General features: G+C 67.6%; 12 protein-coding genes. 3 read left to right on the forward strand and 9 right to left on the reverse strand.

The window, feature by feature from the left end:
• The first annotated feature begins 51 nt into the window (after positions 1-51).
• A complete protein-coding gene (locus AB4Z09_RS14270; RefSeq protein WP_442240039.1) occupies positions 52-1,902 on the forward strand; it encodes an AMP-dependent synthetase/ligase in 1,851 nt (616 codons plus the stop codon).
• Between the two features lie 9 nt (positions 1,903-1,911).
• Here AB4Z09_RS14270 and AB4Z09_RS14275 read toward each other — a convergent pair whose 3' ends face one another.
• Positions 1,912-2,184: a TIM barrel protein gene (locus AB4Z09_RS14275; protein ID WP_174907263.1), complete on the reverse strand. Its 273-nt coding sequence runs from the start codon at positions 2,182-2,184 to the stop codon at positions 1,912-1,914.
• Between the two features lie 307 nt (positions 2,185-2,491).
• Between AB4Z09_RS14275 and AB4Z09_RS14280 the strand changes: the two genes are divergently transcribed.
• Positions 2,492-2,872, forward strand: a complete 381-nt coding sequence (locus AB4Z09_RS14280) for a DUF5313 family protein (RefSeq protein ID WP_442240040.1) — start codon at positions 2,492-2,494, stop codon at positions 2,870-2,872.
• Between the two features lie 62 nt (positions 2,873-2,934).
• On the forward strand, positions 2,935-3,405 hold the full coding sequence (gene rraA, locus AB4Z09_RS14285) for a ribonuclease E activity regulator RraA (protein WP_114720402.1): 471 nt from the start codon (positions 2,935-2,937) through the stop codon (positions 3,403-3,405).
• Positions 3,406-3,410: 5 nt separating this feature from the next.
• Here rraA and AB4Z09_RS14290 read toward each other — a convergent pair whose 3' ends face one another.
• From AB4Z09_RS14290 to AB4Z09_RS14325, 8 genes are all read right to left on the reverse strand, one after another.
• Complete coding sequence (locus AB4Z09_RS14290; RefSeq protein ID WP_442240041.1) at positions 3,411-4,712, reverse strand: alpha/beta hydrolase; 1,302 nt, start codon at positions 4,710-4,712, stop codon at positions 3,411-3,413.
• 148 nt (positions 4,713-4,860) lie between these two features.
• Entirely contained in the window at positions 4,861-6,366 is a 1,506-nt protein-coding gene (locus AB4Z09_RS14295; RefSeq protein ID WP_442240042.1) for a flavin-containing monooxygenase, read from the reverse strand.
• A 55-nt stretch (positions 6,367-6,421) separates the two neighbouring features.
• Positions 6,422-7,279, reverse strand: coding sequence for an alpha/beta fold hydrolase (locus tag AB4Z09_RS14300; RefSeq protein WP_174907259.1), 858 nt, complete (start codon positions 7,277-7,279; stop codon positions 6,422-6,424).
• Positions 7,280-7,281: 2 nt separating this feature from the next.
• On the reverse strand, positions 7,282-8,043 hold the full coding sequence (locus AB4Z09_RS14305; protein WP_174907257.1) for an aspartate/glutamate racemase family protein: 762 nt from the start codon (positions 8,041-8,043) through the stop codon (positions 7,282-7,284).
• The gene (locus tag AB4Z09_RS14310) at positions 8,040-9,374 is read right to left on the reverse strand and encodes an acetylornithine deacetylase (protein WP_114720396.1); all 1,335 of its coding nucleotides are present in this window, start codon (positions 9,372-9,374) and stop codon (positions 8,040-8,042) included. Before AB4Z09_RS14310 ends, AB4Z09_RS14305 begins: the two co-directional genes overlap by 4 nt.
• The gene (locus tag AB4Z09_RS14315) at positions 9,367-10,698 is read right to left on the reverse strand and encodes an amidase (protein ID WP_442240043.1); all 1,332 of its coding nucleotides are present in this window, start codon (positions 10,696-10,698) and stop codon (positions 9,367-9,369) included. The genes AB4Z09_RS14310 and AB4Z09_RS14315 overlap by 8 nt, the downstream gene beginning before the upstream one ends.
• Positions 10,695-11,573, reverse strand: coding sequence for a VOC family protein (locus tag AB4Z09_RS14320; RefSeq protein ID WP_429517531.1), 879 nt, complete (start codon positions 11,571-11,573; stop codon positions 10,695-10,697). The genes AB4Z09_RS14315 and AB4Z09_RS14320 overlap by 4 nt, the downstream gene beginning before the upstream one ends.
• 53 nt (positions 11,574-11,626) lie before the next feature.
• A complete protein-coding gene (locus tag AB4Z09_RS14325) occupies positions 11,627-12,655 on the reverse strand; it encodes an FAD-binding oxidoreductase (RefSeq protein ID WP_442240044.1) in 1,029 nt (342 codons plus the stop codon).
• Positions 12,656-12,684 lie beyond the last annotated feature (29 nt).

Below are 12,684 nucleotides of genomic sequence, written 5' to 3' on the forward strand. Positions count from 1 at the left end.
GTGCCGTGAATTCCCGTTCAGGGGTTCGCAGGGGGTTTCTAGACTCGGGTTATGACAGCTTCGCGCGCGTCAGACGAGGTCGTGGACTGGTCCAAGATCGAGGAGCGGGCGCCGTCGGTCGCCCGGATGTTCATCGATCGGGTGGCCGCATCCCCGCAGGCGGAGGCCTTCCGATTCCCCGGTCCGGGCGGTGCGGGCTGGACGAGCGTGACGTGGGCCGACGTCGGCAAGCGGGTGCGCGCGCTGGCGGCCGGGCTGATCGCGCTGGGCGTCGAGTCGGAGCAGCGCGTCGCGTTGGCGTCGATGACCCGGTACGAGTGGGTGCTCGCCGACCTGGCGGTGATGTGCGCGGGCGCCGCGACCACCACCGTGTACCCGACGACCACGGCGTCCGACGTCGCCTTCATCATCGCGAACTCGGGCAGCCGGGTCGTGGTCGCCGAGGACGAGGCCCAGCTCGCGAAGCTGCGCGAGCACCGCGCCGAGATCCCCGACGTGCAGCGCGTGGTGCTCGTCGACGGCACCGCACCCGCGGACGACGAGTGGGTGGTCGGGTTCGACGACCTCGCCGCCCTCGGCGAGCGCCTGCTGGCCGAGCGGCCCGACGCCGTCGACGAGCGGATCGCCGGGATCTCGCCGGACAGCCTCGCGACACTGATCTACACCTCCGGCACCACCGGTCGACCGAAGGGCGTGCGGTTGCCGCACTCGGCGTGGACGTACGAGGCCGCCGCGATCGACGCGGTCGGGATCCTCGACGCCGACGACCTGCAGTACCTGTGGCTGCCGCTGTCGCACGTGTTCGGCAAGATCCTGCTGACGCTGCCGCTGCAGATCGGATTCGCGACCGCCGTGGACGGACACGTCGACAAGATCGTCGACAACCTCGCCGTGGTCCGGCCGACGTTCATGGGCGCCGCGCCACGCATCTTCGAGAAGGCATACGCGCGCATCGTCGGCACGGTGAAAGCCGAAGGCGGCGTGAAGGAGAAGATCTTCGACTGGGCGATCGGCGTGGGGCTGGCGATGTCGAAGACACGGCAGGCCGGCAAGACACCGTCGACGATGCAGAAGGCGCAGTACGCCCTCGCCGACCGGCTGGTGTTCCAGAAGATCCGGGACCGGTTCGGCGGACGCTTGAAGTTCTTCATCTCCGGCTCGGCGGCGCTGGATCACGATGTGGCGCAATGGTTCGACGCCGTCGGCATCGTCGTCCTCGAGGGCTACGGGCTGTCCGAGACCAGTGCCGCGTCGCTCGTGGCCCGGCCGACGGCGTACCGGTTCGGCACGGTGGGTTGGCCCATCCCGGGCACCGACGTGAAGATCGCGGAGGACGGCGAGATCCTGATCAAGGGTCCGGGAGTGATGAGCGGCTACCACGACAATCCGGACGCCACCGCCGAGTCCCTCAGCAGCGACGGATGGTTCCACACCGGTGATATCGGCACGATCGACGCCGACGGGTTCCTGCGGATCACCGACCGCAAGAAGGACATGTTCAAGACGTCCAACGGCAAGTACGTCGCACCGTCCGCGATCGCGGCCACGTTCAAGGGCATCTGCCCGTATGTCGGGGAGATCATCGTCCACGGGGAGGGCAAGTCGTACTGCGTCGCCCTCATCAGTCTCGACGGCGAGGCGATCGCCGAATGGGCCCAGGAGAACGGCATGGGCGATCGGCCGATGCGCGAGGTCGCCGCGGCGGCACCGACCATCGCGATGATGAGTGCCTACATCGACCAACTCAACACCGGGCTCAACCGGTGGGAGCAGATCAAGCGGTTCACCATCCTCGAACGCGAACTGACCATCGAGAACGGCGAGATCACGCCCAGCATGAAGCTCAAGCGCAAGAAGGTCGTCGACAACTTCGCCGACCGGATCACCGACCTGTACGCCTGAGCCCGTCGATCAGATCCCGGCCGGAACGGGGACGTGCGTTCGCATCCAGTCCAACCCGCGCCCCAGCGCCGACTCCGGGCCCTCGTCGTCGATCGCCGGACCCAGCAGCTCGAGATCCACCAGCCCCGCGTAACCCAACTCGCGCACCTCCCGCACCAGCCGATCCAGCGGGATGTGCCCGTCGCCGGGCACCCAGCGGTTCGGCACCGACGTGACCTCGACCCGGTGGTCGCCGAGCTGGACGAGGTGAATCGCATCGAGGTTGTCGGCGAGGGTCCGCATCAGACCCCGTTCCTGCCAGGCCGAGTGGAGCCGTGTCCCAGCCCTGGGCGCCCAGGGTGGCGGCCAGGACGCCGAAACGCCGGGCGCCGATCCGATCGAGCATCGCGAGCGAATCGCCGAGTGGCCACCCGGCCGTCGCGGCGAGGCAGACGCTCAGTGCGGGCCCACCGGCAGTCGTCGTGTGGTCCACGTATTCTCCTGTTGCCGTGCAGATGTCGAGTTCATCGTCTGCCCGTTCGCGACGGTAGCAAATGTTCGGTACGAGACCTAGGTTCGTTCCCGTCGCGGGCCGCTCTAGTCTGGACCCATGTCCGCACCACAGCGCCCCACGTTCGGGCAGTACGTCGGGTACCTCTTCGGCCGGACGCTGCCCGACGAGTTGCAGGACTGGGTGCGCCAGGACCTGGTCGGTCCGGGCGCGTCGGTGCGCTACCTCATCCGGTTCACGCTGCCGATCCTGCCGATCCTCGCGCTGTTCCTGCTGATCCCCGGCCCCGTGTGGGTGCCGCTGGCGATGATGGCGCTGCTGTTCCTGCCGCTGGTCTACTTCGCGATCGCATTGATGCAGGTGTACCGCCGGCATCGCCTGCACAGCCACGGCCTGGACCCCGAGCTGGTCGCCGAGAAGGCGCAGCGCCGCGCCGACCGGGTCCGTGACGACTACGAGCGCCGCCACGGGCGCGGCTGACCTCCACAAGTTACCGACCGGTCAATTATGGTGGACGCGCGAACCGACGAAGGGAAGAAACCATGAGTGAGCAGGTAGCGACCGCCGATCTGGCCGACGAGATCGGACCGGACATTCGCAGCTGCGACACCCAGTTCATCCAGTTCGGTGCCCGGGCCGCGTTCTCCGGCCCGATCACCACCATCAAGTGCTTCCAGGACAACCTGCTGGTGAAGCAGACCCTGAGCGAGCCCGGCAACGGCGGCGTCCTGGTGGTCGACGGCGACGCGAGCGTGCACACCGCCCTCGTCGGCGACATCATCGCCGGGCGCGGCGTCTCCAACGGCTGGGCCGGCGTCATCGTCAACGGCGCAGTCCGCGACTCCGCGATCCTGCGCACCCTCGACATCGGCATCAAGGCCCTCGGCACCAATCCGCGCAAGAGCACCCAGACCGGCTCCGGCGAGAAGAACGTTCCCGTCTCCTTCGGCGGCGTCACCTTCAACCCGGGCGAGACGGTCTACAGCGACGACGACGGCGTCGTCGTCCGGTAAGTCCGTCAGACGCGTCGCAGGTGGCCGGCCGTCCAGTCGGCCACCAGCGACAGCACCTCGGGATCCACCGGTTGCCGCACCAGTTTCCGGTAGACCCGCAGCGACGGCGGCGCCGGATCGCGGCGCAGCAGGTGGGTCAGGTCCGGCATCCGGACGGTGTCGACCCCGTCCGGTACGAGCGCCGCTATCGACGCCAGATCGTCGGGATCCACCTGTAAGTCCTTCGCGCCGGTGATCGCGAGCACCGGCGAATGATTCTTCTGCAGTAGCGGTTTCGGATCGAAGTCGAGGAACTCCCGGAACCAGCGGGCATTGACCTTGCGGCCGCCCATCCGCGCGACGTCGCCGGTCGATCGATACAGCTTGTCGAGTGCCTTGCGCTGTCTGGCCTTCACGTCCACCCGCAGCACGCGCAGGATCGCACGGGTAGGGACAGGCAACCCGTCGACGGCCTTCCCCGACTGCCAGAGCAGCACTTCCCGGCCGGTCACCGCCGGTCCGGCGAGCAACACCACCGCCGACGGATCCACCGTCCGGTCCGCACCGAGCGCCATCGCCAGGCACGCACCCTCGCTGTGGCCGATCACCCCGACCGCGTCGCGCGCGAAACCCGCTGAGCTGCGCAGCCATTCGATCGCCGCCGCCGCGTCGGCACGGTTGTCGGTCAACCCCGTCGCATAGTAGTCGCCACCCGACTTCGCGACACCGCGCTTGTCGTAGCGCAGCGACGCGATCCCGTTGCGGGCCAATGCTTCCGCAAGCGCCCGGCTGACACCGATCGGAAGCTTCGCATGGTCGCCGTCGCGGTTCATCTCACCCGAGCCGGTGAGGATCAACGCCACCGGTCCGGCCTCGGCGCCCGCGGGGACGGTGAGGGTGCCGGCGAGGCGAGTGCCGTCCGACGACGCGAACGCCACGTCCCGCTCGGCCGTCCCCGGCCGGTCGGCGTCGAGGGCGTCGCGGATCCGCGCCACGACATCCGCCGCGTCGGCCGCAGTCACGATCAGTTCGTCGAACTCCGCGCCCGCCGCACGGCCGACGGTGCGCACGCGCACGGCCGGCACGCCGGCACGCGCGGCAACGTAGGTGCGCACTCCCCCACCCCGCCAGGTCCCGATGCGCAGGCGTCGTGGAACACCGAGGCCCGGCGCTCGCAGGCCGCGGATGTTGGCGAACGCATCGGCGACCACGTCGGCTTCGCGGATCTGCTCGACGGGAACGGTGACATCACCGTGCACTCCGGCGATCCGTTCGAAACGCGACAGCCTCAGGACAATCCGGTCATCCTGCACACTGAACTCGGCCACGGCAGCACCTCCTCGCACGAGTATCCCGCGCGGCGCAGGCTTCGCGGGCTGGATCATCGCCACTGATCGGGCAGAACGGTCGACCGGGCCACGAGATGTAGCGGGCGCAGGGGGCCCGACGACAGTCGAGGCCCCCTGCATCCGCCCTCTAGCTACGAGACGACGCCGCGGTGATGCCGTGGCGCCGCAGCAGCACGCGGGTCGACCGCCGGTAGGACGCCGGGCGCGCCGGCAGGAACCACTGCGCCAGCCGCGTCAGGGGTCCCACATTCGCGTCGATCTCGTCGAGCACCTCGTCGACCTGCCGCAACGAGAACGGGATGATGTTCGTTCCGCGAGCCGGTTTACCCTCGCTGCGCTCGACCATCCAGTCCAGCCGAGTGCGGACGAAGGCGCGCCGGTCCTCGAGTGACGGCAACCGGGCACCACCGAGCATGTGATCGGCCGTCCAGAGAGCGGCGGCCTCGGCACTGAGTGGACTGAACAGCGACGAGCCGTAGCCGACGAAGTAGAGATTGGGGACGTCGAGCGGCAGGATCTGCCGGTAGAGCTGGAAGTTACCCGCGTCGTCGGTGAGCCGTGACTGAAGCTCATCGGCCAGGAAGGGCACCCGCTGCTCGAATCCGGTGGCGCATACGATGACGTCCGCGGGCACCACTGCGCCGTCGCCAAGTTCGGCGACCGGCTTGCCGTCCTTCTCGTGCAGCGAGGAGATGACCGCTCCTCGCCGTACTCCGATCGTGCCGTCGGCCACCTTCTCGTAGAACTGTTCCGTCGCGAGGCTCACCGCGTGCCGCACGATCCGCTCGAACGACCCCTCGGGAACCAATCCGACGCGATCGAGAAGGAGTTGCCGCTGGGTGATCGCCTGGACGGCGCCGAGCAGACCGTTGCGGAGAAACCTGCCCGGGCCGGTGAGAAACCGGCCGAATCCGCGCTGCTCGATGTGCTCGAACATCCCCTCACTGAGTCGAGTGAGGAGGATGTACTTGTAGTTCAGCACATTTCCCAGCTTTCGGGGCATCTTCCACGTGACCTCGCGGGCCACCACCGTCATGGAGGACGTGACCTCGCTGAGGGCCTCGGCGACGTCACACGCGGACTTTCCGTACCCCACGACCAGGACATCCTTGCCGGCCGCGTCCTCGAGACGGTGGAAGTCGGAGGCGGCACACAGCCGGCCGCCTGCCCGCTCGTACTCCGCCGCACCGGAATACGGGGGAACGAACGGATCACAGAAGATGCCGTTCGCGATCACGAGTCGGTCGTACTGCTGCTCCACTGTTCGGCCGCTCTCGACCTCACGGGTCGTCACCGACCAGTTCCCGGAGCCCTCGTCCTGAGTCGCCGACGTCACCTCTGTGCCCAGGCGCAGGTGCGGGCGCAACCCGAAGCTCTCGGCGTATCCGGCCAGATACCTTTGCACCTGCTCCCCCGTCGGCCACTCGGGGTAGTCCCGCGGCATCGGGTAGTCGGAGAAGGCATAGGTGCCCTTGTTGTTCTGGGTCGTCACCCCCGGATATCGACGCGTCACACTCCACACGCCGCCGACGTCCGGGGTCCGGTCGAACACGGTGACGTCGAACCCGAACTGTTTCAGCACCTTCGCCGAGGACAGGCCGGCGACGCCGGCTCCGATGATCGCGACCCTCACCGGACCACACCACCCGCGACGACTACCGGCCGCGGGCAATCGGCTCGACGCGGACTCACGCCGACGCCTCCTCACGCCCGAGCGACTCACCGAGGAACTGGCCCACCAGCTGCTGGAACCGGGACGCATGCTCGATCTGGGTCCAGTGACCACACTTTCCGAACACGTGCAGCTGCGCGTTGGGGATCGTTTCGAACATGTGCCGCGACGCCTCCACCGGAACCACTCGGTCCTCGCGGCCGTGGAGGATCAGCACCTCGTGCTCGATCTTCGCCAGGTCGGCGTCGGGCACGATCTGCGCATCGAGCCACCGCTGCCGCGGCGGCGGGAACACCTTCTCGAAGGCCTCCTGCGCCCCCGGACGCAACGTCGCCCGGTACCGCAGCTCGGCGAGTTCGTCGGTCACGAGCGACCGGTCGTACGCCATGATGTCCATGATCTTCTTCATGTTCGCGACCGACGGGGTATAGCCCCACAGCGCGTCGAGTTCCGGCGTGAAGTCGAACTGCACACCGCCGGCGCCCATAAGCACGATGCGATCGAGACGGTCCGGATATCGCGTCGCAAGGTGCAGCGCCAGGCCGCCACCGAACGAGTTCCCCACCACGTGCACCTTCGGGATGTCCAGCGCGTCGAGCAGCGCCAGGATCTGATCGATCCAGGTGTCGAAGATCTCGAACTGTGCCGGTTCGGGCAGCGACGTGTAGCCGAAGCCGACGAGGTCGGGGGCGATCACTCGAAAGTTCTGTGCCAGAACGGGAATCAGCCCACGCCAGTTCGCCCAGGCCGAGACTCCGGCGCCGGACCCGTGCAGCAGGAGTACCGGGGCGCCGGTACCGACATCGTGGTAGTTCGTGTCGAAGGATCCGGTGCGCAGGCGCTGTCCGATCTCCGGATTGGATTCAGTCGTCATTGTCAGTCCTTACTCGGGAAGACGGAGGCCACTGCCGACAGGAGATCGTCCTGCAGTCGCTCCGGGGACGGGTAGGCGCGCTTGCTGTGCGCGAGGCCGGTCTGCACCAGCAGCTCGCACAGCTTGTACGCGACGACTCCGGGGTTGAGGACGGGCACATCGAGCACAGACGAGAGATACGCATGACTCTGGTGCATCGTGGTCGAACCCAGGATGATGACGTCAGCACCGTCCTCTTCGACGGCGGCACGCGCCTCCCGCTCGACGGCGGCGAACACGAACTCCTCCTTGCCGGCCAGCAGCTCCGCCGCGTCGGGCCGGACACCGATGTCACGCACTGACGCCAGGCGTCCGGTCAGCCCGTTCTCGCGGGCGGCTTTGTGGTAGAGCTCGTGCCACTGCGGCCACATCGTCACGACCGAGAAACGCTTGCCCAGTAGACATGCGAGCAGCATGGTGGCCTGGCTCGGGGCGACGACCGGGATCGTCAACCGCGAGCGAAGTGCGGCGAGCGCCGAGTCGCTCATCGAGTTCACGCACACCGCGGCGTAGCCCTGTTCCTCGGCGCGGCACCCCGCGTCGAGCACGAAGGCATCGGCCAATGTCGTCTCGTACGCGCTGTCGAGCGTGCCACCGCCCGCGCGTGCCGACACGAACACGTTCTCGAAGTCGGGGTGGACCAAGTCGGCGGAGAGCTGGGAGGCGAAGGCGTCCAAGGATTCCGGTGGGACCGGAACCGGAACGATGTTGAGTACACGCTTCACAGGTCGAGTTCCTCTCTGGTACGGGTGAGGGTGTCGACGACGGCGTACGCGACAGCACGCGTCGCCATCATGACGTCGGTGACCGAGGCGACGCCCATGCCACCGAGCCCCTCATTGAGTTCTGCCGGCGCGGCGGCCGGCGGCCATGGGTAACCAATTCGGGCACAGGGAATTCCGAGTCTACGAATGAGCGTGCCGTCGGTCTGGCCGCCGAGCAGGGGCGTCGTCTCGTACGGTGTGCCCTCGACTTCCTCCCAACCGCGGCGGCACGACTGGACGATCCAGTTGTCCGGGTCTGTCATGCCGCCGGGCAGCGAACCGTACATCTCCCAGTCCATGTCGACCCCGGGGTGCCGGCGGCAGATGTCGGCGATCATCTGCGCGAACTGGTGGCGGACGTCGCCGGGGGTCACCCGCGGGTTGACCCGGAGGTCGAGGTAGATCTCCGTCGTGGCCGACGGGAACGCCGGCTTGTCCGGGCTCCCCGACCGCACCGCGGAGATCCAGCCCTCCGGGATGGTGGAGCCCGAGGTGTTGCGTGCGGTGTACTCGGGCAGCCACGCCTCGATCTCCTGGATCACCGTCGCCGCTGGAACGATCGACGAACGGAAACCCTCGGTGCCCCTGGATATTCCCGCGTACCCGTACGTGCCCCGCACGGACACCTTGAACCAGCACATTCCCGGTTCCTCGGGGTAGACCGCCCACCACGGCTTGAGCACGACGGCGTGGTCGGGCACCATACCGTGCGTGAGCATGTGAAACACGCCGCTGCTCATCCCGACGTGGTCACGACCACTCATCGTCACGGGCATGCCACCGCCCGCGAATCCGATCGCGAGGTCGCCGACCAGAGGAAGATCCGCGTCGACGACGGCGTGCATCACTTCGGTAAGACCGGCGACCATGCACTTCGGATTGGAGGCGCCGAGCCCGACGACCAGATCACCGTCCACCTTGGCTTCGGGAATCATGTCGGGGCGCAACGACTTTCCTACCCACGGCACATCCGAATCGGGATCGATGTGGGTGTCGATGGGCGCGTACAACAGGAGCCGGCTGCCGCCACCGGTGCCGTGCAATCCCCCGACCGCGTTCCCGGTGTGCTCGGAGATCGGCTGGTACCGAGCGTCGATGCCGACCCGATCCCGCAGGTGGGTAGCCATGAACTCGGACGCGGCCCGCTCGCGGCCCGTCGGACTGTGGATGCCGATCAGGTCGACGAGCAGGTCGCGGAAGCGGTCCGCGTCCAGCTTCGCGCACACGGCCTCGTACATCTCGCGACGAGTGTCGTCGAGCGGTAGTGGCGTGGTGGTCGATACGTCAGTCACCGTTCGTCTCCTCCTCCGATACACCGGGCCGCCATGCCAGGCCCACACGATCCGTAAGACAGGTCGCCACCCGCACCAGCGCCTGGTCGGCATGCGCTGGTGCCACGAGCTGGATACCGAGCGGCAGGCCGTGCACGCCGCGTCCGGCGGGAAGCCCGACGGCGGGACATCCGCTGACGCTCGCCAGCTTGTTGAAAACGGGGTCACCCGTTCCGTCGGCGATCGCCGGCGCCTCGCCGGGTGCGGCCAACGTCACCAGCAGGTCCACCTCATCGAACGCGCGATCCACGAAGGAACGCGTTCGCCTCAGAACTGTTCGCGCATACTGGATCTCACTCGCAGGGGCCTGCCGTCCGGCCTGCAGGAACCTGTGTAACTGGTCGCTTATCCGGTCAGGGTGCGACCGGTGGATGCGCCCGGCGAGGGCGGCGGAGGCCTCGGCAGCCATGAGCAGCGTGTGTGCCTCGTCGAGTGCGATCAGGTCACTCGGGACCTCCACATCGACGACGTCCGCGACCACGTCGCGCAGACGGGAGACAAACTCCTCGAGCAGCGCGGCGGCCGCCGGCGTCGCACGGTCCGCCCACGGCGGACGCAGCACACCGACCCGCAACTCCCGCATCGGCGCCAGCACCGTGACCGCCGGCGTCTCTGATCCGTCGGTGGCGAGGGATTCATCGACCGCCCCCAACCACGCAGGATGACGCGCGAACGCCCCGACCGTGTCGAAGGTGAGCGCGACGGGAAGAACGCCGTCGAACGGCCAGCGCCCGTATGTGGGTTTGAGGGTGAACACGCCACAGAACGACCCCGGCCGGAGTACCGACCCGGCGGTCTGGGTGCCCAGCGCCAACGGCACCTGACCGTCCGCGACTGCAGCGGCCGAACCGCTCGACGATCCGCCGGGCGTATGTCCCTGCCCGTGGGGATTGCGGGTGTCCGTCGGCCGGTAGGTGGCGAACTCGGTAGTGGTCGTCTTGCCGAGGACCACCCCGCCGTCACGGCGGAGTCGACGGACCACCTCCGCGTCCTGCTCCGGCCGCCACCCCGCCCACAACTCGGAGCCGTAACCGGTGGGCTGATCGCCGGTCTCGATGATGTCCTTGAGACCGAACGGGATACCGTGCAACGCCGAGCGACGCGGCTCGGCATCGCGCAGCGCGGCCTGCTCCAGTGCGAGATCGGGATCGAGGTGGGCCCACGCCTTGATCGCGCTGTCGCGCTGTTCGATTCGTTCCAGACAGCCCTCGACCGCGGAGACACTGAGGTTCTCGTCGGTCAGGATGTCCGAGAAGGGGGAAGCGACGCCGGACAACGTGGTCACCCCGCCTTCTGCGGTTCGTGACCCCACCGGGAAGGCGAGCGGAAGGTCTTGACCTCCCACTCGTCCGAGTCGACGAGGTCGCCGCCGTACCCGATCTCGATCGCGAATCCGGAGGGCGTGCGCAGGTAGAAGGACGTCACACCGTCATTGGTGTGACGGCCGAATGTCATCTGCAGGTCGATGCAGGCCTCGTTGATGAGGTCGTACGCACGGCCGACGTCGTCGATCGATTCCACCTCCAGCATCAGGTGGTTGAAGTCCCCACCCTTGAAGCTGAAGCACTCGTTCATCAGCGCCAGGCTGTGGTGACGCGGATTGCAGTGCAGGAAGGTCGCATCCGCGCCGTCCCACACGATGTAGTCCGTCAACCGGAATCCGAGGACGCGGGTGTAGAAGTCGACGGCCGCCGGGTAGTCCTTGCACATGAGGACGACATGGCCGAGACCGAGCTCGCCGGTCACGAAGCCACTGATGACACCGCCCTGAGCGAGCGGGAGGTGATCGACGGTCGGGCCGAAGCGGACCTCGTTCGGAAATCCGTCGCCATCGACGAACCGGAAGGACGCCAGCGTCATTCGCTCCTCCGGCGGGCCAGCGGGGACCCATTCGACGGCAATACCCTCGGCCGTAACACGGTCCGCGATGGCTTGGAGTTCTTCGAGGCTGTCCACGTCCCACGTGATGGTCCGGATCCGGTCCTCGGTCGCGGGGTACAGCGCTATTCGATGATGGTGGTCGTCGATTCGGATCAACAGCGGGTCCTGATCGGATGCGCGAGGTCGGGCGTGGAGCCCCAGGAGGTCGACCAGTACGTGGCGCCAAGCCTCGAGGTCCGTGACGTCGACGCTCAGAGCGCCCAGACGGGAAATACTCATCTCTTGCCTCTGTTCGGAAGTCGAACCGCGGCGCGGCGCAGTCCGATCGCGATCTAGCTGGGGAGGAACTGCTCGGCGTGGATTCGCTCTGCCGGCATTCCTAGTTCGAGCAGGCGTACCTCGGCTCCCTGGAGCATCGCCGGGGGGCCGCACAGGTATGCGGAGGTCTGCGGATGCGCGACGTCCTCGGGGGTCAGGACGCTGACGGGATTGCCCGTCAGTACATCGGGGACGGGTGCGAGTTCGTTGCCGGGTTCGTCGACGACGACTCGGACCCCCAGATTGCGCATGAAGCTCCGGCGCGCATCGAGTTCGTCGAGGTGGAACAGATCGGCCGCGCGGGTGCACCCGAAGACGAGCCGAATCGGGAAGTCCGTGCGTGCAGTCTGCAGCGTCTCGAGCATCGAGAGCATCGGGGCCAGGCCGGTGCCGCCGGCGATCATCAGGCTCGGTCCCGGATCGTCCGCCAGCCCGAATCCCCCGATCGGCCCTTCCAGGTCGATCTGGTCGCCGACCGCTGCGGCGGTGCGCAGGTAGTCCGACATCGCACCGGACGGGAGCACTCGAATCGTGAAGGCCAACTTCTTGCGCTCACGCTCGCCGGACGCCATCGAGTAGGAGCGCCACTCGTCGGTGCCGGGAACGCGCATCCGCACGTACTGACCGGCCCGGAACGAGAAGCGCACCGACTTGGGAAGTTTGAGCTGCAGCTCCACCACCGACTCACCGAGCCAGGTGACCGCACCGACCTTCGCGGCGGTGACGATCACCGGGTACTCGTCCAGCATCGCTGCCGGATAGTCGAGTTCCACCTCGGACTCCGCGAAGGCGTGAGACTGACACAGCAGGCGGTGGCCGGCGGCCATCTCGTCCTGCCGCAGCGAGTACACCCGCCCCTCGGGCATCACGAGGTCACCACACGCGACCCGACCGACGCAGGTTCCGCACGTGCCGATCGTGCACTGACTGACCAGTCGGACACCGGCCGCGTTCGCCGCTTCGAGAATGGTGGTACCGGCCGGCACCGAAATGGTCTTGGTTCCGTCCGTGAACTTCAGGTGGACGTTGTTCTCAGTGGTCACTGCGCACTCCGGAATTGCGTCGGTCGGGG

Source organism: Rhodococcus sp. TAF43 (assembly GCF_052113525.1).
Taxonomy (GTDB): domain Bacteria; phylum Actinomycetota; class Actinomycetes; order Mycobacteriales; family Mycobacteriaceae; genus Prescottella.